Origin of the sequence: Cellulosimicrobium sp. TH-20 (genome assembly GCF_002105775.1) — a bacterium.
Lineage (GTDB): Bacteria > Actinomycetota > Actinomycetes > Actinomycetales > Cellulomonadaceae > Cellulosimicrobium > Cellulosimicrobium funkei.
In genome coordinates this window covers 3,638,490-3,660,436 of the sequence record NZ_CP020857.1, presented here as the reverse complement: position 1 = coordinate 3,660,436, position 21,947 = coordinate 3,638,490, and the positions used below count along the sequence as shown (strand labels likewise).

The 21,947-nt window shown below is 76.1% G+C and carries 20 protein-coding genes; 16 read left to right on the top strand and 4 right to left on the bottom strand.

Features of this window, described 5'->3' with window-relative positions; translation table 11 throughout:
- Positions 1-51 precede the first annotated feature (51 nt).
- Genes B8281_RS19895 through B8281_RS16360 form a run of 4 tightly spaced genes read left to right on the top strand, consistent with a single transcriptional unit; the run spans position 52 to position 6,266 of the window.
- The gene (locus B8281_RS19895; protein WP_085388266.1) at positions 52-3,393 is read left to right on the top strand and encodes a VanW family protein; all 3,342 of its coding nucleotides are present in this window, start codon (positions 52-54) and stop codon (positions 3,391-3,393) included.
- Between the two features lie 31 nt (positions 3,394-3,424).
- Positions 3,425-4,324: a hypothetical protein gene (locus tag B8281_RS16370; RefSeq protein ID WP_085388265.1), complete on the top strand. Its 900-nt coding sequence runs from the start codon at positions 3,425-3,427 to the stop codon at positions 4,322-4,324.
- Complete coding sequence (locus B8281_RS16365) at positions 4,321-5,268, top strand: prephenate dehydratase domain-containing protein (RefSeq protein ID WP_232322600.1); 948 nt, start codon at positions 4,321-4,323, stop codon at positions 5,266-5,268. Before B8281_RS16370 ends, B8281_RS16365 begins: the two co-directional genes overlap by 4 nt.
- On the top strand, positions 5,262-6,266 hold the full coding sequence (locus B8281_RS16360; RefSeq protein ID WP_232322599.1) for a prephenate dehydrogenase/arogenate dehydrogenase family protein: 1,005 nt from the start codon (positions 5,262-5,264) through the stop codon (positions 6,264-6,266). The genes B8281_RS16365 and B8281_RS16360 overlap by 7 nt, the downstream gene beginning before the upstream one ends.
- A gap of 98 nt (positions 6,267-6,364) precedes the next feature.
- Here the strand turns inward: B8281_RS16360 and B8281_RS16355 are convergent, their stop codons facing one another.
- Positions 6,365-6,667: a hypothetical protein gene (locus B8281_RS16355; protein ID WP_034651460.1), complete on the bottom strand. Its 303-nt coding sequence runs from the start codon at positions 6,665-6,667 to the stop codon at positions 6,365-6,367.
- 154 nt (positions 6,668-6,821) lie between these two features.
- Between B8281_RS16355 and fdxA the strand changes: the two genes are divergently transcribed.
- The 3 genes from fdxA to B8281_RS16340 all read left to right on the top strand — a co-directional run bounded on the left by fdxA (position 6,822) and on the right by B8281_RS16340 (position 9,715).
- A complete protein-coding gene (gene fdxA, locus B8281_RS16350; protein WP_024841122.1) occupies positions 6,822-7,139 on the top strand; it encodes a ferredoxin in 318 nt (105 codons plus the stop codon).
- A 19-nt stretch (positions 7,140-7,158) separates the two neighbouring features.
- Positions 7,159-8,301 (top strand): succinyldiaminopimelate transaminase, encoded by a 1,143-nt coding sequence (gene dapC, locus B8281_RS16345; protein WP_085388264.1) that lies wholly within the window; start codon positions 7,159-7,161, stop codon positions 8,299-8,301.
- A 115-nt stretch (positions 8,302-8,416) separates the two neighbouring features.
- Positions 8,417-9,715, top strand: coding sequence for a citrate synthase (locus tag B8281_RS16340; RefSeq protein ID WP_085388263.1), 1,299 nt, complete (start codon positions 8,417-8,419; stop codon positions 9,713-9,715).
- A 192-nt stretch (positions 9,716-9,907) separates the two neighbouring features.
- Here B8281_RS16340 and B8281_RS16335 read toward each other — a convergent pair whose 3' ends face one another.
- A complete protein-coding gene (locus B8281_RS16335; RefSeq protein ID WP_198163086.1) occupies positions 9,908-10,885 on the bottom strand; it encodes a hypothetical protein in 978 nt (325 codons plus the stop codon).
- 32 nt (positions 10,886-10,917) lie between these two features.
- Entirely contained in the window at positions 10,918-11,910 is a 993-nt protein-coding gene (dapD, locus tag B8281_RS16330) for a 2,3,4,5-tetrahydropyridine-2,6-dicarboxylate N-succinyltransferase (RefSeq protein WP_051876515.1), read from the bottom strand.
- A 35-nt stretch (positions 11,911-11,945) separates the two neighbouring features.
- Between dapD and dapE the strand changes: the two genes are divergently transcribed.
- The 6 genes from dapE (at position 11,946) to B8281_RS16300 (ending at position 18,062) form a co-directional block, all read left to right on the top strand.
- Positions 11,946-13,073, top strand: a complete 1,128-nt coding sequence (gene dapE, locus B8281_RS16325; protein ID WP_043656457.1) for a succinyl-diaminopimelate desuccinylase — start codon at positions 11,946-11,948, stop codon at positions 13,071-13,073.
- A 10-nt stretch (positions 13,074-13,083) separates the two neighbouring features.
- On the top strand, positions 13,084-13,923 hold the full coding sequence (locus B8281_RS16320; RefSeq protein ID WP_085388262.1) for a TIGR00730 family Rossman fold protein: 840 nt from the start codon (positions 13,084-13,086) through the stop codon (positions 13,921-13,923).
- Between the two features lie 13 nt (positions 13,924-13,936).
- The gene (gene folP, locus B8281_RS16315) at positions 13,937-14,932 is read left to right on the top strand and encodes a dihydropteroate synthase (RefSeq protein ID WP_198163085.1); all 996 of its coding nucleotides are present in this window, start codon (positions 13,937-13,939) and stop codon (positions 14,930-14,932) included.
- Entirely contained in the window at positions 14,929-16,146 is a 1,218-nt protein-coding gene (locus B8281_RS16310; protein ID WP_085388261.1) for a hypothetical protein, read from the top strand. The genes folP and B8281_RS16310 overlap by 4 nt, the downstream gene beginning before the upstream one ends.
- 122 nt (positions 16,147-16,268) lie before the next feature.
- Complete coding sequence (locus B8281_RS16305) at positions 16,269-16,436, top strand: DUF3117 domain-containing protein (RefSeq protein ID WP_064506638.1); 168 nt, start codon at positions 16,269-16,271, stop codon at positions 16,434-16,436.
- 78 nt (positions 16,437-16,514) lie between these two features.
- Entirely contained in the window at positions 16,515-18,062 is a 1,548-nt protein-coding gene (locus tag B8281_RS16300) for a M17 family metallopeptidase (RefSeq protein WP_232322598.1), read from the top strand.
- 9 nt (positions 18,063-18,071) lie between these two features.
- On the opposite strand, the gene B8281_RS16295 is transcribed toward B8281_RS16300, so the two are convergent.
- Positions 18,072-18,677, bottom strand: coding sequence for an O-methyltransferase (locus B8281_RS16295; RefSeq protein WP_369824879.1), 606 nt, complete (start codon positions 18,675-18,677; stop codon positions 18,072-18,074).
- Between the two features lie 243 nt (positions 18,678-18,920).
- Between B8281_RS16295 and sigE the strand changes: the two genes are divergently transcribed.
- Genes sigE through B8281_RS16280 form a run of 3 tightly spaced genes read left to right on the top strand, consistent with a single transcriptional unit; the run spans position 18,921 to position 21,939 of the window.
- A complete protein-coding gene (gene sigE, locus B8281_RS16290) occupies positions 18,921-19,538 on the top strand; it encodes an RNA polymerase sigma factor SigE (RefSeq protein ID WP_232322597.1) in 618 nt (205 codons plus the stop codon).
- Positions 19,535-20,503 (top strand): zf-HC2 domain-containing protein, encoded by a 969-nt coding sequence (locus B8281_RS16285; RefSeq protein ID WP_085388258.1) that lies wholly within the window; start codon positions 19,535-19,537, stop codon positions 20,501-20,503. The genes sigE and B8281_RS16285 overlap by 4 nt, the downstream gene beginning before the upstream one ends.
- Positions 20,500-21,939 (top strand): S1C family serine protease, encoded by a 1,440-nt coding sequence (locus tag B8281_RS16280; RefSeq protein WP_085388257.1) that lies wholly within the window; start codon positions 20,500-20,502, stop codon positions 21,937-21,939. Before B8281_RS16285 ends, B8281_RS16280 begins: the two co-directional genes overlap by 4 nt.
- Positions 21,940-21,947 lie beyond the last annotated feature (8 nt).

Here is a 21,947-nt window from a genome sequence, read left to right as displayed (position 1 = left end):
CCCCTCGTCGTCGCGCGGACCGCCGCGCGCCTTTCGTCACGGAGACAGTGGATGGGTCAGCCGACCGACCGAGACGCCGATCTCGACTCCCCTCAGGACGCCGTGCCGGAGCCCGCCGAGACGGTCGAGCCCGCGGCTCCCGAGACGGCGTCCGGCCCCGACGCGCAGCGTACCGACGCTTCCGGCGACGTCGCCCCGGGCGCTCCCACGCCGACGGACGAGCCGACGAGCGCGTCGACGGACGAGCCGACGAGCGCGCCGACGGACACCGCCCCGGACGGTCCCGCCCCCGCCGCGCCTGCGGACCCCGGTCCCGCGGGTGCCGGCCCGGCCGAGCCTGGCTCCGCACCCGGAGCGACCCCGGCGGACGACGCGCCGACGTCCGTGGAGCCGTCGGCGGTCGACGCGCCGGCCACCGGCGCAGCCACCGCCGACGCGTCCGCGGCTGGCTCTCCCGCCGCGGAGAGCCGCCCGGAGGTCGCCTCCTCGGAGCCGGTCGCCGCTGCGGAGCCGCTCGTGCCCTCGGAGCCTGTCGCGGTCCCCGAGCAGACGGCCGCGGCCCCCGAGCAGACGGCCGCGCAGCGCACCGCCGCCTCGGAGCAGCGCTCCGCGGTGCCGGACGACGCTAGCCCGGCACCCGCCGCGTCGTCAGACGCTGTGGATGCGAGCCCGGCCACCCACGCGGCGCCCGCAGCCGCGGCGGACGAGGCGCCCACCGAGACCCAGGTGACGACCGGCACGGTCGCGCACGCCGGCGCTCCGGTGAGCGCCGCCGTGGAGCCCGACGCCCAGGGCACCCCGGTCGAGCGCGGTCCCGACGCGTCCGTCGCGGAGTCGCCCGTCGCGGACGGGTCCGCGCCGGGCGGGTCGACGGCCGACCCGACCGAGGCGAGCGGCGAGCCGACGTCGACCACCCCCGACGCGCCGGTCGCCGGCGCTGCCGAGAGCCCGGCCCCTGTCGGCCACGCGGACGGCGGCACCACGGCCGAGAGCAGCCCGCGGACGGTGGGCACTCCAGGCGGCAGCGGTGCGGACGAGGCCGACGAGGAGCCGTACGTCCCGCGCGTGTTCGCGTTCGACCCGGACGTCCCCGCGGTTCTCGTCCCCGCACCGGGCGCACAGGCCGACTCCCCGGCCGCCCCGGCCGCGGGCACCGCCGACCGGGAGGCCCCGGCACCCGTCGCCCACACCTCGGTCGCCCCGGACACCACGCCCTCGGACGACACGGCCTCGGACGACACGGCCTCCGTCGCGACGGCCGCGGACGCCTCGTCCGCGAGCAGCGCGACACCGGACGACGCGACGTCGGCCGACCGGTCGGCCGCCGCGACCGGGGGAGACCCGGCCGACGAGCGCGCGGCCGAGCGGACCGCCGTCGTGCCCGTGGTGCCGACGCCGGCGGACGGCCCGGCTCGTCCCGCGGGCGAGGGGAGCGACGCCGCGCCCGACGCGACGCAGGTGATCCCACCCGTCGACCCGTGGTCGCGGCCCGCGCCCGTCGTGCGCACGTCGATCCTGTCGCCCGCGTCCCCCGACGAGCCGGCGAGCCCGGCGCCGGACGCCGCCGGCGCGACCGCTCCGACGGAGGCCACCGCAGGGGCCCCGGCCGAGAGCTCCGGTGCGACGGCCCCGGCGACTGCCGCGGGGACCGCCGCACCCAGCGCGTTCACGCCGGTCCCGCCCGACGACTCGCGCGAGGCCTCGCCCTTCGAGGGCTTCGACGAGGACGGGCCGCGGCGCGGCTGGGCCCGCGGGCTGCTGTGGACGGGGATCGCCGTCCTGGTCCTGGGCGGCCTGTACACCGGCGCCCAGTGGTTCTACTCCGACAAGGTCCCGAGCGGGACGAGCGTCGCCGGCGTCGACGTCGGTGGCCTGTCCCGGACGGCGGCCGAGGACCGGCTCGAGTCGGAGCTCGGGCCGCGCGCGGCCGAGCCGATCACGCTCGCGGCGGGCGAGGCGAGCACGACGCTCGACCCGGCGACGGCGGGCCTGACCTTCGACGCCGCGGGGACGGCCGAGGAGCTCACGTCGTTCTCGATGAACCCGGCGCGCCTGTGGCAGCACCTGTTCGGCGGCAAGGACGCGGAGCCCCTGGTCACGGTCGACGACGCGGCCCTCGACGCCCAGGTCGAGGCGCTGCGCGGCAGCCTGGAGATCGAGCCCGTGGACGGGGCCGTGCAGTTCGTCGACGGCGCGCCCACGAGCACGCCGGCCGCGGACGGCTCGGCGCTCGTCACGGACGAGGTGCCCGCGACCATCACGGAGAGCTGGCTCGTCACCGACGGGCCGGTCGAGCTGCCCACCGAGCCCGTCGAGCCCACGATCACGCAGGACGAGACGGACGCCGCGCTCGCCCTGGCGGAGAAGGTCGTGTCCGCGCCCGTCGTCGTCTCCGTCGGCGGCCAGTCGCCGGAGCTGCCCCCCGAGGCGCTCGCCGCGGCCGCCTCCTTCGCGGCGACGGACGGCGTCCTCACGCTGACCTTCGACGGCCCGGCGCTCGTGCAGTCCGTGGTCGACCGGACGAACGACCTGCTCACCGCGGCCGACGACGCGCACTTCGTCTTCCGGGACGGCGCGCCGGTGATCGAGGGCGGCCAGCCCGGCACGACGATCGACCCGGCGGCCATCGCGACGGCCGTCACGACGGCCGCCTCGGGCGACGAGCGCACGGCGACGGTCGAGCTCGTCGAGTCGGACCCGGAGCAGTCGGTCGCGGCGCTCGAGGCGCTGGGGATCAAGGAGAAGGTGTCGGAGTTCTCGACGCCCGTCCCCAACGTCCCCGTCCGCACCGCGAACCTGAAGCGCGGGGCGGAGAAGGTGAACGGGACGCTCGTCAAGCCGGGGGAGACCTTCTCGCTCGTCGACGCGCTCTCGCCCATCACGCTCGAGGGCGGCTACTACGCGGCCGGCATCGTCGAGAGCGGGCGCCACACCGAGGGCGTCGGCGGCGGCCTGTCGCAGATGGCCACGACCACGTACAACGCGGGCTTCTTCGCAGGGCTCGAGGACGTCGAGCACCGCCCGCACAGCTACTGGTTCGAGCGCTACCCCGCGGGCCGCGAGGCGACGATCTTCGTGGGCTCGATCGACATGAAGTTCAAGAACGACACCCCGTACGGCGTCCTCATGCAGTCCTGGGTCGGCGGCGGACAGCTGCACGTCGCGGTCTGGAGCACCAAGTACTACGACGTCGAGACGTCGTCGAGCGGCAAGTCGAACGTGGTCCAGCCGACGACCGTCACGCACTCGGGCGCCGACTGCGCCCCGACGCCCGCGGGCAGCCCCGGCTTCTCCATCACGAACTACCGCAAGGTCTACCGCGAGGGCGAGCTCGTCAAGGACGAGTCCTACCGGTGGACCTACAAGCCGGACAACGCGGTCGTCTGCGAGTAGACCCGGTCCACCCACGAACCACGGAGGTCCCATGCTCGGACGCAGCGAACGGGAGTCGGGAGCGCAGGCGCTGCTCGCGGCCACGGAGGCGGGATGGGTCGACGGCGACCCGACGGAGGCGCTGCTCGACCTCGGGTCGACGACGGCGACGCTGTCGACCGTCGCGAGCATCGACGCGCTGGCCGCCGTCGTGCACCTGGGCCACCCGGCACAGCCGTCGCACGAGCTCGAGCGCGCGCTGCTCGCGGCGCCGCCGTCGCTCGTGCTGACCGGCGCGTCGGCGGTGCCGTCGCAGTGGGTCTGGGTCGGCCGGTCGACGGCGGCCCGCGACCTGACGGGGCACGTGGTGGTCGACGAGGCGGGCATGCGCGACCGGCGCCACGTGCTGCGCACGATGGGCGTCAGCCCGTCGCTCGTCCCGACCCGCACCACGCTGGAGGAGCGGGTCGCGCTCGCCGGCGCCGACGGCAGCCTCGTCGTGGAGCGCTCGGTGGCCCACGGGCCGCTCGCCGCGCTCGGCTATGCCGAGCTCCCGGGGAGCGAGCTCCTCGGCGAGGGCGCGCCCGTCTGGTACGGGCTGCTGGAGAGCCGCGACGCGGCGCCGCGGGCGGAGGGCGTCGCCCAGGTGTGGCTCGCGTTCGGGCCCCGGGACGACCACCGCGGCTCGCTCCAGGAGACGCTCGCGCTCGTCGCCGCCGCCGGGATCGACCTCCAGCACCTGCGCAGCCACCGCTCGCAGGCGGGCCCGCACATCTTCTTCTGCGCGTTCTCGTGCCCCGACGCGACGACGCTCGACGCCCTCGTCACGGGGTTCGGGGAGCGGGGCGTCGCGCACCGGGTGCTCGCGGTCCTGCCCGGGCAGGAGTTCGTGCCCGGCCCGGACGCGCTCGAGCCGCGCTGGGCGACCGCCCCCGACCCCGTCCACGCGTGAGCGTCGGGTACCTCGGCCCCGAGGGGTCGTTCACGCACCAGGCGGCGGCCGCGTGGTCGGCCGAGCACGGCCCGGTGGGTGCCGGGCTCGCGGCCCGCGAGACCGTCGCGGACGTCTTCGCGGGCGTGGCCGCGGGCGAGCACGAGCGGGGCGTCGTCGCGATCGAGAACACGGTCGAGGGGTACGTCGTGCCCTCGCTCGACGCGATCGTCGGGAGCGCGAGCGTCGTCGCGGTCGACGAGGTCGTGCTCGACATCTCGTTCGACGCGTTCGCCCGCCCGGGCCACGGCGACCTCACCGAGGTGACGGCGCACCCGCACGGCCTCGCGCAGTGCCAGGGCTTCGTGCGCCGGACGGGCCTCGTCCCGGTCGCGGCGTCGTCGAACGCCGCGGCGTGCCGCGACGCCGGGCCGCACCAGGTCGCCCTCGGCCCGACGATCTGCGGTGAGCTCTACGGCCTGGAGACTGTCGAGCGCGCGGTCGAGGACTTCGCGGGCGCGCGCACGCGGTTCCTCGTGCTGGCACCGCGTGCGGAGGCCGCCGCGGCGCTCGGCCGCGCGCGCAGCGGTGGCGAGACGACGTGGCGCACGATGCTCGCGGTCACGCCCGTCGTCACGGGCCCCGGGGTGCTCGCCCGCATCACCCAGTCCTTCGGCGCACGGCGCGTCAACCTGTCGAGCCTCATCACCCGACCGCTCAAGGCCGTCGCGGGCACCTACGCGTTCGTCCTCGTGGTCGACGGCGCGCCCTGGGACACGCCGGTGCGTGCGGTCCTGGAGGACCTCGTCCGGGCCGGGGACGCGCTCAAGACGCTCGGGGTCGTCCCGGCGCGCGGCGAGCTCGACGGGGCGGTGCGCGCCGACGTCGACGCCGCGCACGTCCCGGTCGGGAGCGTCGACGCGTCGACCGGCGCGGCGGGCCTCGCGACGGGGCTGCTGTGGTGACCGCCGCGGGTGCCGCGCCGGAGCCGGGCACGTCCCGCGCGGTGGTCCGGGTCGGCGTCGTCGGCCTCGGTCTCGTCGGCGGCTCGGTCGCCCGGCTCCTGCACGAGCGGGGCGTCGAGGTGGCCGGCTATGACGCCACGGCGACCACGCGCGCGGCGGCGCGCGCCGCCGGCCTGCGCGTGGTCGGCGACGTCGCGGAGGTCTGCGCCGACGAGCCGGACGTCCTCGTGCTCGCCGTGCCGCTGCGAGCCATGCGGGCGGTGGCGGCCGACGTCGCCCGGCACGTGCGGGGCGCGACGGTCGTGACGGACGTCGGGAGCGTCAAGGGCGCGGTGCGCGACGCCGTCCGGTCCGCCGGGCTCGACGCCCGGTACGTCGGGGCGCACCCCATGGCCGGGACCGAGCACTCGGGCTTCGAGGCGTCGGACCCCGCGATGCTCGCGGGCGCGCGCTGGGCCCTGACGGTGGACGCGACCACGCGACCGGACGCGTTCACGACCGTGCTGCGGCTCGTCACGGGTCCGCTCGGCGGCACGGTGCACGTGCTCACCGACGACGTCCACGACGAGTCCACCGCGCTGGTCAGCCACGTCCCGCACGTCCTGGCCACCGAGCTCCTGGGCGTCGTCGCCGACGCGCCCGTGCGCGACGTCGCGCTGGGCCTCGCCGCGGGCAGCTTCCGCGACGCGACGCGCGTGGGGCGCACCGACCCGCGCCGGACCGAGGCCATGGTCACGGACAACGCCGCATGGGTCGCGTCCGCGCTGCGCGTCGTCGTGCGCGACCTCGAGCAGCTCGTGCGCGCGCTGGAGACCAATGCGCCCGTGGGCGAGTTCTTCGACCGGCCCGACCCGGTGCGCGCCGCCACGGGCGGCACCGGCGAGCCCGTGCGCGTCGACCTCGACGACGCGGGCACCTGGCGCGAGACGCTCACCGCCGCGGGGGCCCGCGGCGCCGTCGTCGTGGACGTCGAGGACCGGGCGGTCGTCGTCGCCTGAGGTGCGACCGCGGTCCCGGCGTCGCCCGGGGCGGGTCACGTCGTCGCCGAGGCCCCGTCGAGAGGCCCCGTCGACCGGTCGTCCGTCGGGCCCGGTCGTCAGTCCGGGCGCGAGGCGGGCCGTCGCGGCGGCCGCGGCGGGACCGGCTTGCCGGCCACGATCGCGTCGAGCGGCACGGAGACCAGGGGAGGGGCGTCGTCGCGCGGGCCGTGGCCGCGGTGCGGCGGGGCGCTGCCGCCCGCGTCCTCGCGCAGCACGAGCGTGGTCGCGGTGGTCTCCACGACCACCCCGATCACGTCGGTGAGGGGCTTGCCCGCGGCGGCCGCGTCGTCGGGCGAGAGCCTGCGGCGGACGACGACCCGCGTCCCCGGCGCCCACGTCGTCCAGGGCGAGTCGGGCACGCGGCGGCTCCTCGGGTCGTGTGACGTTCGTCCACGGGCTGGTCAGAGAGGGTCGGGCACCGCCCGACCTGAGCGATACTAGTCGTGCATGTCCCTGTCATGACCTCGCCCCTCGCCGGGCCGGGTCCGGACGAACCCAGAAAGGTACTCGGTCGTGACTTACGTGATCGCCCAGCCGTGCGTGGACGTCAAGGACAAGGCGTGCATCGAGGAATGTCCTGTCGACTGCATCTACGAGGGCAAGCGGTCGCTCTACATCCACCCGGACGAGTGCGTCGACTGCGGCGCGTGCGAGCCGGTCTGCCCCGTCGAGGCGATCTACTACGAGGACGACGTGCCGACGGAGTGGAGCGACTACTACCGCGCCAACGTCGAGTTCTTCGACGACCTCGGCTCGCCCGGCGGTGCCGCGAAGATGGGTCTCATCGAGAAGGACGACCCGATGATCGCCGCCCTGCCGCCGCAGGCCTGAGCCCTCGGCGCCGGCGCTCGTGGGACTCGCCGACCTCTCCGGTCTCGCCTATCCCTGGGACACGCTGACCCCGTACGCGGAGCGCGCGCGAGCGCACCCCCGCGGCGTGGTCGACCTCTCCATCGGCACGCCGGTGGACCCGACCCCCGCCGTGGTGCGCGACGCGCTCGCCGCCGCGTCCGACGCGCACGGCTACCCGACGACGCACGGGACGCCCGCCCTCCGCGAGGCGGTCTCCGCGTGGTTCGCCCGCCGTCGCGGCGTCCCCGGCCTCGACCCCGACGCCGTGCTCCCCACCGTCGGGAGCAAGGAGCTCGTCGGGCTGCTGCCCTCGCTCCTGCGGCTCGGGCCGGGCGACGTCGTCGTGCACCCGCGGACGGCGTACCCCACCTACGACGTCGGCGCGCGCCTCGCGGGCGCGACGCCCCTTGCGACGGACGACGTCGACGCGTGGGCCGGGCGCGACGACGTGCGCCTGGTCTGGGTCAACTCGCCGAGCAACCCGACGGGCCGCGTGCTCGATGCCGCGCACCTCGCGCGCGTCGTCGCCGCGGCCCGCGAGATCGGCGCGGTCGTCGCGAGCGACGAGTGCTACGCGGAGCTCGCGTGGACCGAGCCCTTCACGACGACCGGTGTCCCGAGCCTGCTCGACCCGGCGGTGTGCGGCGGGTCGCACGACGGCCTGCTCGTCACCTACTCGCTCTCCAAGCAGTCGAGCATGGCGGGCTACCGCGCGGCGTTCGTGGCCGGGGACGCGGCGCTCGTCGCGGACCTGCTCGCGACGCGCAAGCACCTCGGCATGATCGTCCCCGCACCGGTCCAGGCCGCGATGGTCGCGGCCCTGTCCGACGACGCGCACGTCGCCGCGCAGCGGGACGTCTACGCGCGCCGCCGCGAGGTGCTCGTCGACGCCCTCACCGGCGCGGGCCTCGCGATCGACCACTCCGAGGCGGGCCTCTACCTGTGGACGCGGCCCGTCGACGAGGCGGCCGGCGACTGCTGGCGGACGATCTCCGCCCTCGCAGACCGGGGCATCCTCGTCGGGCCCGGGGCGTTCTACGGGACCGAGGGTGCGGGGCACGTGCGCGTCGCCCTCACCGCGACCGACGAGCGGGTCCACGAGGCCGCGGCTCGACTCTCCGGAGGCCTCCCGCTGGCGTGACCTGGATCACAGCGGGTGTGGTGTTCTCGTGACGGTTCCTGATTGGTCACGTGCGGGTGGGGCGGGGTACGGTCGACCGCGCGGCAACGGCGCGAGCAGCAGCAGGAAGGGAACCATGACCATCACTCAGCAGGCGAAGGTCCGCCTCCTCGTCGACGACCAGGCGCAGGACCTGCCCGTGGTCGCGGCGACCGAGGGCAACGACGGCATCGTCGTGTCCTCCTTGCTCAAGTCGACCGGCCTCGTGACCGTCGACCCCGGCTTCATGAACACCGCGTCGTGCGAGTCGAGCATCACGTACATCGACGGCGAGGCCGGGATCCTCCGGTACCGCGGCTACCCGATCGAGCAGCTCGCCGAGCGGTCGAGCTTCCTCGAGGTCGCCTACCTCCTCATCCACGGCGAGCTTCCCGACGCCGCGACGCTCGACGCCTTCGTCGAGCGCGTCAACCGGCACACGCTCGTGCACGAGGACTTCCGCACGTTCATGGGCACGTTCCCGCGCAACGCGCACCCCATGGCGGTGCTGTCGTCCGCGATCAACGCGCTGTCCACGTTCTACCCCGAGTCGCTCGACCCGTTCGACGACGAGACGGTCGAGCTCGCGACGGTCCTGCTCCTCGCGAAGTCGCGCACCATCACGTCGTACCTGCACCGCCGCCGCGTCGGCGAGCCGCTGCTCTACCCGGACTACTCGCGCGGGTACGTCGACGACTTCCTGCGCATGACGTTCGCGACGCCGTACCAGCAGTACGAGGCCGACCCGGTCGTGGTCGACGCGCTCGACAAGCTGCTCATCCTGCACGCCGACCACGAGCAGAACTGCTCGACCTCGACGGTCCGCGTCGTCGGGTCCTCGCACGCGAACCTCTACGCGTCCGTCGCGGCCGGGGTCAACGCGCTCTCGGGCCCGCTGCACGGCGGCGCGAACGAGTCGGTGCTCACCATGCTCGACAAGATCGCGGGCGCGGAGTACGACGTCGACACCTTCATGAAGAAGGTGAAGAACAAGGAGGACGGCGTCCGCCTCATGGGCTTCGGCCACCGGGTCTACAAGAACTACGACCCGCGCGCGGCGATCGTCAAGAAGTCGGCCGACGCCGTGCTCTCCACCCTCGGCAAGAAGGACCAGCTCCTCGACATCGCCATGGGCCTCGAGGAGATCGCGCTCAACGACGACTACTTCATCGAGCGCAAGCTCTACCCCAACGTGGACTTCTACACGGGCCTCATCTACAAGGCCATGGGCTTCTCGCCCGCCATGTTCACGCCGCTCTTCGCGCTGGGCCGCATGCCCGGCTGGATCGCGCAGTGGCGCGAGATGATGAAGGACCCGCAGACCAAGATCGGCCGCCCGCGCCAGGTCTACGTCGGCGAGACCGAGCGCGACTACGTCGCCGTCTCCGACCGCTGACGCCCGTCCACCGAGACGCCGCGCCGCTCACCCCACGGTGAGCGGCGCGGCGTCTCGTCGTCCCCCCGGCGGCGAACCCCGGGACGAGTCGCGAGACGTGGCCCCGCCGCGGGGGGTGCGCGAGGGCCACTTCTCCCGTCTCGGCGAGGCACCGTCCGCGACACCGCGCCGGCGCGGGCCGACGGCGGTCGGTCAGGACGCGTCGGGGACGGCGACGTGGACGCGCAGGACGCCCGGGTCGAGCGGGGCGAGGTCGGCCGGGTCGGGGGTCGTCCACGTCGCGCCGTCGCGCGACCAGCGGCGGTCGCCGACCTCGACGGCGACGACGTTCGTGGCGTCCGCCGTCGCCACGGCCCACTGGGCGACGGCCCACGCCGACCGCTCGACGCTGCCGTCCTCCGCGGCGCCGGGGAGCGCGGACGCGTCGACCACGACCAGGCCCCCGTCCCCGCCGTCCGACGGGGCGACGCGGACGGCGTCCCCGAGGTCGCGCGCGACGCGCTCCCGGAACGGCTCGGCCGGGTCGCCGTCGGCCGGGACCTCCTCCGCCGGGACCGCCGCGAGGTCGCACGTGAGCGACGCGGGCGACCAGCCGGTCAGCGCGGAGGCCCACGCGCGCGAGCGGGGCTCGTGCTGCGCGTACGCGTCGGGGAACGCGGACCGCTGGACGGTCTGCGCGGCGACCGTGACCTCCATGCCCTCGTAGCCCTCGACCGTCTCGAGCGCGTCGTAGAACGTGTTGGTCGAGTAGACCGGGTCCATGATCTCCGCGACGGTGCCCCACCCCTGCGAGGGGCGCTGCTGGAACAGACCGACGGAGTCGCGGTCGCCGTAGTCGATGTTGACGAGCCGCGACTCCTGCAGCGCGGTCGCGAGCCCGATGGTGGCGGCGCGGGCGGGCAGCCCGCGCCGCACCGTGGCCCCGGTGATCAGCGCCGCGTTGTCGGCCTGCGTCACGGAGAGGTACCACGTGCGGCCGTCGGCGGTCGCGGCGCAGCGCTCCGCGACGGGCGTCGCGTCGTCGAGCCGGTTGAGCGCGACCACGACCGCGCCGACCCCCACCGCGGCCACCGTGACGAGGGTGACCGCGGTGCGCAGGGGGCGTCGGCGCGACCGGACGCGCCCCGGCGCCGGGGCGTTCGGGGAGCGCAGGGGCTGCGTCGTCGTCATCGTCGAGGCGGGGCGTGCTCGGCAGGGGCCGGTCAGTTCGCGTGCAGCGCGGCGTTGAGCTCGACGCCCGCGCCGGTCCGCGAGACCGCCTCGACCCCGCCGGTCAGCGAGTTGCGCCGGAAGAGGATGCCGGACCGGCCGGCGAGGTCGCGCGCCTTGACGACGAGCGGCTCGCCCGAGGCGTCCTGCTGCCCGACGACCGTCACCTTGGTCCCGGCGGTGACGTACAGGCCGGACTCCACGACGCAGTCGTCGCCGAGCGGGATGCCGAGGCCCGCGTTCGCGCCGAGCAGGGAACGCTGCCCGACCGAGATGACCTCGCGGCCGCCGCCGGACAGCGTGCCCATGATCGACGCGCCGCCGCCCACGTCGGAGCCGTCGCCCACGACGACGCCCGCCGAGATGCGACCCTCGACCATCGACGTGCCGAGCGTGCCCGCGTTGAAGTTCACGAAGCCCTCGTGCATCACCGTCGTGCCGGCCGCGAGGTGCGCCCCGAGGCGCACGCGGTCCGCGTCGGCGATGCGGACGCCCGACGGTACGACGTAGTCCACCATGCGGGGGAACTTGTCGACGCCGAGCACGGTCACGGGCTGGCCGGTCGCGCGCAGGCGCAGGCGCGTCTCCTCGAAGCCGTCGACGGCGCACGGGCCGTGGTTCGTCCACACGACGTTCGTCAGCACGCCGAAGAGGCCGTCGAGGTTCAGGCCGTGCGGGACGACGAGGCGGTGGGAGAGCAGGTGCAGGCGCAGGTAGGCGTCGGCGGTGTCGGCGGGGGCGGCGTCGAGGTCGATCTCGGTCCGCACCACGACGACGTCAACGCCGCGCAGCTCGTCGCGCTCGGCGAGCGCGTCGAGGGACGCGGGGACGGCGGCGTCCGCCGGGGCGGCGCCGAGCTCCGGCGCGGGGTACCAGACGTCGAGGGTCGTGCCGTCGTCGGTGACGGTCGCCAGGCCGTAGCCCCACGCCGTACGCGGCTCGGACGCGCCCGCCGAGGGGGCGGGCGCGGGGGTCGCAGAAGTCATGCGCCCACCCTATCCGGCACCGGTAGGGTGCTGGCGTGACGTCTCCCACCCCTGGTACCGGACCCGTGCTCGACCTCCGCGGCGACCTCGTCGCCCTGTTCCGCGCGGTGTGCGACGTGCCGTCCGTGAGCGGGGACGAGCGCGCTCTCGCGGACGCGGTCGAGGCCGCGTTGCGCACGGTCGCGCACCTGGAGGTCGTCCGCGACGGCGACACGGTCGTCGCGCGCACGGCGCTCGGCAGGGAGCGGCGCGTCGTGGTCGCGGGCCACCTCGACACCGTGCCGCTCACGGTCCCGCCGAACCTGCCGACGCGCGTCGTCGGCGAGGGCGCGCACGCCGAGGTCTGGGGCCGCGGCACGGTCGACATGAAGGGCGGCGTCGCCGTCGCGCTCGCGCTCGCGGCGGAGCTCGACGCCCCTGCCCAGGACGTCACGTGGGTCTTCTACGACAACGAGGAGGTCGCCGCGGACCTCAACGGGCTCGGGCGCCTCGCGCGCAACCGTCCGGACCTGCTGGAGGCGGACTTCGCGGTGCTCGGGGAGCCCACGTCGGCCGGCCTCGAGGGCGGGTGCAACGGGACGCTGCGCGCCGAGGTGCGCGTGCCGGGCGTCGCGGCCCACTCCGCGCGCTCCTGGACGGGGACCAACGCGATCCACGCCGCGCACGAGGTGCTGGACCGCCTGGCCGCGTACGTCCCCCAGGAGATCGAGGTCGACGGCCTCGTGTACCGGGAGGGGATGAACGCCGTCGGCATCACGGGGGGCATCGCGGGCAACGTCGTGCCCGACGAGTGCGTCGTCACGGTGAACTTCCGGTTCGCCCCCTCCCGCAGCGTGGCCGAGGCCGAGCAGCACGTCCGCGACCTCTTCACCGGGTTCGCGGTCACGCTCACCGACGCGGCGCCCGGCGCGCGGCCCGGCCTCGACGACCCGCTCGCGGCGGACTTCGCGGCGGCCGTCCTCGGCGTGACCGGCGGGGCACCGGCCCCGAAGTACGGCTGGACCGACGTCGCGCGCTTCGCCGAGCTCGGCGTCCCGGCGGTGAACTTCGGCCCCGGGGACCCGCTGCTCGCGCACAAGGACGACGAGCGGTGCCCCGTCGGGCAGCTCGCGCTGTGCCGCGACGCGCTCCGTGCGTGGCTGACGGCCACCCCTGCGGCATAGGCTCGTGGCCATGAGCGACACGGTGCGTGACCAGCAGGGTTCCGACGACGGCGTGCCCCAGACGGGTACCGGGTACCGCAAGGGGCCGGTGCTGCTCCGTGGCGACCAGATCCCCGGCCAGACGACGGACCAGCGCCTCCTCGACTCGCGCGGCAACGCGGACTGGGTGCACTCCGACCCGTGGCGCGTGATGCGCATCCAGAGCGAGTTCGTCGAGGGTTTCGGCGCGCTCGCGGAGGTCGGCCCGGCCGTCTCCGTGTTCGGCTCGGCGCGGACCAAGCCGGACCACCCGGACTACGCGCTCGCCGAGGACGTCGGTCGCCTCCTGGTCGACGAGGGCTTCGCGGTCATCACGGGCGGCGGCCCCGGCATCATGGAAGCAGCCAACAAGGGGGCGTCGGAGGCGGGCGGCCTGTCGATCGGGCTCGGGATCGAGCTGCCGTTCGAGCAGGGGATGAACCGCTACGTCAACCTCGGCGTGAACTTCCGCTACTTCTTCGCCCGCAAGACGATGTTCGTCAAGTATGCCCAGGGCTTCGTCGTGCTGCCGGGCGGGTTCGGCACGTTCGACGAGCTGTTCGAGGCGCTCACGCTCGTCCAGACGCACAAGATCACCGAGTTCCCCGTCGCGCTCGTCGGGACGGACTACTGGACCGGCCTGCTCGACTGGGCGCGGACCGCCGTCGTGGGGCGCGGCATGATCAGCGAGCACGACCTCGACCTCGTCCACCTGTGCGACGACCCGGCCGAGGCCGTCGAGTACGTGTGCGACCGCGGCGCCGAGCTGCGCGCGGAGGAGCGCGAGGCGACCGAGGAGCTCGCCCGGGCGCAGGTCGGCGACGCGAGCTGACGGGCGCGGCACGATGACCGCAGGTCCCGGCGCGCCCGGCTCCGGCGGGGGCGAGCCGGGGGCGCGCCCGTCCGAGGGCGCGCCCGTCCCGCTGCCGCCGCTCGGGGTGCCGCCGCGCGGCACGTCGCTCGTGCTGCGCGGGCGCGAGCTCGACCGGCCCGCCGTGATGGCCATCGTCAACCGCACCGACGACTCGTTCTACGCCGGCGCGCGCCAGCTCGACGACCGCCAGGCGCTCGCCGCCGTCGAGCGCGCGGTCCGCGAGGGCGCCGAGATCCTCGACGTGGGCGGCGTGCGCGCCGGGGTCGGCCCGGAGGTCACCCCGGCGGAGGAGATCCGCCGCGTCGTCCCGTTCGTCGCCCTCGTGCGGTCGGAGTTCCCGGAGCTCCTCGTCAGCGTGGACACGTGGCGGGCCGACGTCGCGCACGAGGCGGCGCTCGCGGGCGCGGACCTCGTCAACGACACGTGGGCCGGGCACGACCCGCGGCTCGTCGAGGTGGCCGGGCAGCACGGGATCGGGGTGGTGTGCTCCCACACCGGGGGAGCGCGGCCGCGCACGGACCCCGTCCGCGTCGACTACCCGGCCCGCCCCGGAGCGGCCGACCCGCGCGACGGCGTCGTGCAGGACGTCGTGACGACGCTGCGGGCCGCGGCCGAGCGGGCGGTGTCGTGCGGCGTCCCGCGCGCGTCGGTGCTCGTCGACCCGACCCCCGACTTCGGCAAGAACACGTGGCACTCGCTGCACCTGCTCCGCCGCACCGAGGTGCTCGCGGGTCTCGGCTTCCCGCTCCTCATGGCCCTGTCGCGCAAGGACTTCGTGGGGGAGACGCTCGACCTCCCGGCCGACGAGCGCCTCGAGGGCACGCTCGCGGCGACGGCCGTCGCCGCGTGGCTCGGCGCGCGCGTCTTCCGCGCGCACGACGTCGCGGCGACGCGCCGCGTCCTCGACCTGGTCTCCGCCGTCCGCGACGAGACGGCCCCGGCAGCGGCCCTGCGGGGCCTGGCGTGACGACGCCGCGCACGGCCGCCCTCCCCGCGGCGCGGGCGCGGCTGCTGCGGCCCGCCACCTGGCGGTGGTGGGTGCAGGTGCTCGTGGTCTACGCCCTGGCCCGGGCGGCGAGCGCCGGCGTCCTGCTCGTCGCCGCGCGGTCCCAGGAGCAGAACCTGTGGACCGACGCCGCGCCGTCGTACCTCGCCTACGTCGGCCGGATGTGGGACGCGAGCTGGTACGAGCAGATCTACGCCTCCGGCTACCCGGACACGCTCCCCGTGGGCCCCGACGGCGCCGTGCAGCAGAACGTGTGGGCCTTCTTCCCGCTCTTCCCCGCGCTCGTCCGCGCGCTCGACGCGGGCACCGGGCTCGGCTGGGAGGTGCTCGCACCAACCGTCGCGCTCGCGTGCGGGGCGGGCGCGGCGCTCGTCGTCCATCGGCTCGTCGCGACGGCCGGGGCGGCCGCCGTCGAGCGCCGCCCGGGCCTCCCGCTCGCGACGGTGCTGCTCGTCAGCGTCTTCCCCTCCAGCCCGGTCCTCCAGGTCGCCTACACCGAGTCGCTCGCCCTGCTCCTCGTGGCCGGTGCGCTGCTCCTGCTCGCGCGGCGCCGCTACGCCGGGGCGGCGCTCCTCGTCGTGCTCCTCGGCTTCTGCCGCGCGGTCGCGCTGCCGATGGCGGCGGTCGTGCTGTGGCACGGGATCGTGCGGTGGCGCCGCGGGGACCTGCGCGGGCCCGACGCCGCCCGGCTGGGCGGGCTGCTGGTCGTCGCCCTCGGGAGCGGGCTCGTGTGGCCCTGGCTGTGCGGCGCGGTGACGGGCGTGCACCAGGCGTACTTCCGCACCCAGGAGGCCTGGCGCGGCGGCGCGGAGGTCGTGCCGTTCGTGCCGTGGGTGGACGTCTCGCGGTGGCTCGCGGGTGACGCCGGCCCGTGGCTGCTCGCGCTCGTCCTCGTGGTGGCCGCCGCGCTCGTGCTCAACCCGGTGGCGGCGCGTCTCGGCCCGGAGATGCACGCGTGGTCCGGGGCGTACCTGGCGTACCTCGTGGCGACGGTCCAGCCGGGCACGTCGCTCGTGCGCTTCCTCCTGCTCGCGTTCCCGCTCGGCGCGGTGACGGTCGGGTGGACGCGGTCGCGGGCGTGGCTCGCGGCGGTGACCGTCGCGTGCGTCGTGGGTCAGGTGTGGTGGGTCTGGTCGCTGTGGCGGCTGGTCCCGCCGTCGGGCTGGCCGCCGTGACCGGGACGCCCGGGATGTCGGCACGCGTGAACTAGACTGTCCCCCGGGCGTCGTCCGAGGTCGGACGCCCCTCCTCGCGCGTGCGGGGTGGACTCGGGACAAACGGAAATGGAGTGCCATCGATGGCTGCGATGAAGCCGCGGACGGGTGACGGACCGCTGGAGGTCACCAAGGAAGGGCGAGGCATCGTCATGCGGGTCCCGCTCGAGGGTGGCGGGCGTCTGGTGGTCGAGCTCAACGCGACCGAGGCCAGCGAGCTGGGTGAGGCGCTCCAGGCCGTGGTGGGCTGATTGCCCGCACGTGAGCGCCGGGTCTCCGGAACCTCGGAGATCCCGCGCGCGCTGCCGGAGGTGGTCGGTGCACGGGGCGTGCTCAGCGACGCCCCGCTCGTCGACGAGGCACAGGCCGACGCGGTCGTGGTCGCCGTCGCGCCGCCGCGCGAGGCGGAGGACGGGCTGCAGCCGCGCGCCGGCACGGTCGACGCGACCCTGCGGTACGGGGTCGACCTCGCCGAGCTGGCCGAGCGCGCGGGTGGCCCGGGCTTCCGCGGCGCGGCCGGCGAGGTCGTGCGCGTGGACCTGCCGCGCGCGCACGTCGGGTCCACGACCCGGCTGCCGTGGGCGGGCCTGCCGCCCCGCCTCCTGCTGCTCGGCGTGGGCGCCGGCACCGCGACGGACCTGCGCCGCGCCGGGGCCGCGCTGGCTCGTGCGTCCCGCGGCCTCGAGCGGGTCGTGAGCGCCGTGACCGCGGACGCCGGGGCGGCCGAGGTCCGCGCCTACGTCGAGGGCTACCTGCTCGCCGCGTACGCCCAGCCGCGCCGCGGCGACGCGCCCGCCGGCGCGCAGGACGCCGCCGCGCAGCTCGTGCTGCTCACGCCGCCCGACCGTCCCGACGTGGCGGCACCGATCGAGGCGGCGACCCGCGCGGCCGCCGCGACGTGGCTCGTGCGCGACCTCGCGAACACGCCGTCCGACGTCAAGGACCCGGCCTGGTTCGCCGACCGCGCTCTCAGGCTGGCCGACGCGCTCGGCCTCGACACCACCGTCCGCGGCCCCGCCGAGCTCGCCGAGGAGGGCTTCGGCGCCCTCCTCGCCGTGGGCGCCGGCTCGGCGCGCGGGCCCCGGCTCGTCACCGTCACGTACGACCCCGCGGACCACGGCGTGACCCCGGCGACGGACCGCTCCGCGCCGCGGCACGTGGTCGTCGTCGGCAAGGGCATCACCTACGACACGGGCGGCCTGTCCATCAAGCCGCGCGAGGCGATGGTGCCCATGAAGACCGACATGGCGGGTGCCGCCGTCGCGCTCGCCGTCGTGCTCGGGGCCGCCCGCGCGCGCTCGGACCGGCGCGTCACCGCCGTGCTGCCGCTCGCGGAGAACCACGTCGGCGCGGCGTCCTACCGTCCCGGTGACGTGCTGCGCACGTGGTCGGGGCGCACGGTCGAGGTTGCGAACACGGACGCCGAGGGCCGCCTCGTCCTCGCCGACGCCGTCGGGTACGCCGTGCAGGAGCTCGCCCCGGACGTGCTCGTCGACGTCGCGACGCTCACCGGCGCGGCCAGCATGGGCCTGGGTCGTGGTCACGGCGCGTTGTTCGCGACCGACGACGCTGTCGCCGACGCGCTGGAGGACGCCGCCCGCACGACGGGCGAGCGGGTGTGGCGCATGCCGCTCGTCGAGGACTACGCGGGTGCCCTGCGCTCCGACGTCGCCGACCTGCGGCACGTCCCGGTCGAGAGCCCCGGCGGCGGGGCCATCACGGCCGCGCTGTTCCTCCGGGAGTTCGTGGGCGACGTGCCCTGGGCCCACCTCGACGTCGCGGGACCGGCGCGCGCGACGGCCGACCGGCACGAGGTCGTGGCCGGGGCGACGGGCTTCGGCGCCCGGCTGCTGCTCGAGGCGCTCGACCGGCTCTGACCTGGCCGGTCAGCGGCGGACGGCGAGCAGGAGGCCGTCGCCGCTGGGCAGCAGCGCCGGCAGCACGCGCTCGTCGGACCGGAGCGACCGGCCGACCTCGCGCACGATCGTCGTGACCTCGTCGCGCCGCGCGGGGTCGGCGACGCGGTCGTGCGAGAGGGCGCCGTCGACCGCCAGCACGCCGCCCGGCCGCAGGAGGCGCAGCCCCTGCTCGACGTACTCGGGGTAGCTGTGCTTGTCGGCCCCGACGAGGACGAGGTCGTACGCGCCGTCGGTGAGGCGGGGGAGCACGTCGCTCGCGCGGCCCGGGATCGTGCGCGTGCGGGACGCGGGCACGCCCTCCTCCGCGAACGCCGCCTTCGCCGCGCGCTGGTGCTCGACCTCGACGTCGATCGTCGTCAGCACGCCGTCGGCGGGCATGCCGCGCAGGAGCCAGATCGAGGCGACGCCCGTGCCGGTGCCGATCTCGACGACCGCGCGGGCCGCGAGGGACGCGGCCAGGACCTGGAGCACGGCGCCGACGCCCGGGAGGACCGCGGGGCAGCCGAGCTCGGCCGCGCGGTCGCGCGCCCGCAGGAGGACCTCGTCCTCGGGGACGAACTCCTCGCTGTACACCCAGCTCGCCGCCTTGGCGCTGCGGTGGGTGCCGACGTCGCTGGTGATCAGGTCCTCCTGGTGGTCCGTCGTCCGGCCCCGGGGGCCGGGCCGGCACTGTCTCGGATCGTACCCGCCCCCTCCCACGCCGGCCCGTTCCCGCGCCGCGCGCGTGTGCACGGGCCGTGGACGTCGCGCGCACGTCCCGCGCGAGCCGGGGAACACGCGCCGAGGGCGGGACGTTCTTCTGGGACGATGGACCACGTGGACGACGCACGACCGAGGACCAGCACGCACGGCCAGCCGGACGCGGGCACGTGGGTGCCGCCGTCGTGGGACTCGATCGTGCGCGAGCACTCGGCGCGGGTCTACCGGCTCGCCTACCGCCTCACCGGCAACCGTCAGGACGCGGAGGACCTCACGCAGGAGACGTTCGTCCGGGTGTTCCGCTCGCTGTCGAGCTACACCCCGGGCACGTTCGAGGGCTGGCTCCACCGGATCACGACGAACCTGTTCCTCGACCAGGTGCGGCGCAAGCAGCGCATCCGGATGGAGGCCATGGGCGACGACGACGGGCACTACCCGGCGCGCGCCGAGGCCCAGCCGGAGCGCGGGTTCGAGCACGCGAACCTCGACCGCGACGTGCAGCGCGCGCTCGACGCGCTCTCGCCCGAGTACCGGGCCGCCGTCGTGCTGTGCGACATCGAGGGCCTCTCCTACGAGGAGATCGCCGTGACGCTCGGCATCAAGCTCGGCACGGTCCGCTCGCGGATCCACCGCGCGCGCTCGCAGCTGCGCGCCGCCCTGCCCCACCGCGACCCCGCGGAGCGTCCGGCGTCGGACGACGCGCCGACCGCCGTGGGCGCCCGGGGGGCGGCGTGACCCATCTCGGCTCGCGGCTCTCCGCGCTCGTCGACGGGCAGCTGTCGCCCGCGGAGGCGGAGCGCGCCCTGGAGCACGTGGCCTGCTGCCCGCGGTGCGCGGCAGAGCTCTCCGCGGCCCGGGCGGCCCGGCGCGCGCTGAGCGCGGCCGGGCCGGTGGAGCCAGCGCCGGACCTCGCCGCGCGCCTGCTCGCGCTGTCCGCCCAGATCCCGCCGACGGACGGCGACCCGCTGCGCGCGGCGCCCGCGCCGAGCGACCCCTGGGCGGAGACCGCGACGCTCCCGCGCGGCGCGTGGAGCGGCGAGGTGCGCCGCGGCTCGCTCCGGCGGCGCGTGGTGGGCCTCGTCGTCGGCGGCGTCGGCGTCGCGGCGGTGGGCCTCTTCGCGCTGGGGGAGAGCCCGCTCGTCACGCCGGACCTGCACCGCAGCGACCCGCTCACCGTGCTCGCGCAGGCCGCACCCCGGGCCACGGGCGCGCTCGTCGTCGGCGGCGCGCGGACCGACGGTTCGGACGGCGGGTCGGGCGGGGGGACGGTCGCGGACGGCGGCGCGTCCGCCCTCGCGGCGCTCGCCGCGCAGGGCTGGACCTGCCCGACGCCGCTCCCCGAGGGATTCCGCGTGGCCGACGTGCGCGACGACGCGCGGCGCGGCGTGCTGGAGATCGACCTCGAGGCGCCGGGCGGGGAGGCGGTCGTGCGCGAGCAGACCGGCCTGCTGGACACGTCGGCGCTCGCGGGCGGCGAGACGTGGGACGTCGACGGGCGCCGCGTGCACGTGCTGTCCGAGGCCCCGTGGCACGTCGTGTGGCAGTCGGGCGACACGGTGATCGACGTCGTCGCCGACACCGAGCAGGAGACGGTCGCCGCCCTCGTGGCGGCGTTCCCGGCCCGTGACTACGATGCCGGGGTCCCGGCGCGCATCTCCCGGGGCTGGACGACCATGACAGGAGCGCTCGGCACCTCATGACCGACCCCCAGACCGGACCGGAGCAGCCCGGTCCGCGCGACGCCGCGCCGAACCCGTTCGCGCCGCCGTCGGCCTACCGCAGCGTGCCCGTCCCGCCGTCCGCCGAGGCGCCACGGCCCACCGAGGGAGCTGCGTCGGGCCACGCCGCGCCCGCGTACGGTCCGGGACCGGTCCCGCCGCCGCCTGCGGTGCCCGCGCCTGCGGAACCCTCGACTGCGGCGCCCACGGACCCCTGGGAGCGGCTGAGCGCGTTCGGCCAGCCCGAGGCGCCGACGCGCCCGGGCGGGTCCGTCGACCCGACCCTCGTGGGCGTGCCCCGCGGACCCGCCGGCACCGCCCCGCGACGCGGCCTGCGCCCGGCCGCCGTCGCGGGCGTCGCGGTGCTCGCGCTCGTCGCGGGCGCCGTCGGCGGCGTCGCGGCCGACCGCCTCGCCGACCCGCAGCCCTCCGGCTCGTCCGTCTCGGCGCTGCCGCCCGCGAGCGTCGAGCCCGGCGCGGACCGCCCCGACGGCTCGGTGGCGGACATCGCGGCGACCGTGCTGCCCAGCGTCGTCTCGCTCCAGGTCCGCGGGGCCGACGGCGTCGCGACCGGATCGGGCTTCGTGCTGCGGGAGGACGGCTTCATCCTCACGAACAACCACGTCGTCGCGTCGGCCGCCGACGGCGGCGACATCGTCGTGCTCTTCTCCGACGGGCACGAGAGCCCGGCCGAGCTCGTCGGGCGGACGGTCGACTACGACCTCGCGGTCGTCAAGGTCGAGGACTCGGGCCTCACGCCGCTCGCGCTCGGCGACTCCGACGAGGTGGTCGTCGGGGACCCGGTGGTGGCCATCGGCGCGCCGCTCGGGCTCAACGGGACCGTGACCACGGGGATCATCAGCGCGCTCAACCGCCCGGTCCAGGCGGGTGCCGCGGCGGAGACGGCGTTCATCAACGCGATCCAGACGGACGCCGCGATCAACCCCGGCAACTCCGGCGGCCCGCTCGTCGACGGCCGGGGCCAGGTGGTCGGCATCAACTCGGCCATCGCGCAGCCGCCGGGGAGCGGCGAGGCCACCGGGAGCATCGGGCTCGGGTTCGCCATCCCGTCGAACCAGGCCCGCCGGACCGCCGAGCAGCTCATCGCCGACGGCGTCGCGACGTACCCGGTGATCGGCGTGCTCCTCGACCAGCGCTACCAGGGCGAGGGCGTGCAGGTCTCGACCGACGCGCAGTCCGGGACGCCCGCGGTGACGCCCGACGGCCCGGCGGACGCCGCCGGGATCCGGCCGGGAGACGTGATCCTGTCCATCGACGGCCGGCCCGTCACCGAGTCGGACGAGCTCATCGTCGCGATCCGGGCGAAGGCGCCGGGGGACGCGGTGACCCTGCGTGTGCGGACCGGCGACCAGGAGCGCGACGTGCGCGTCGTCCTCGACGAGGCCACGAGCGAGTAGTCTGTCGG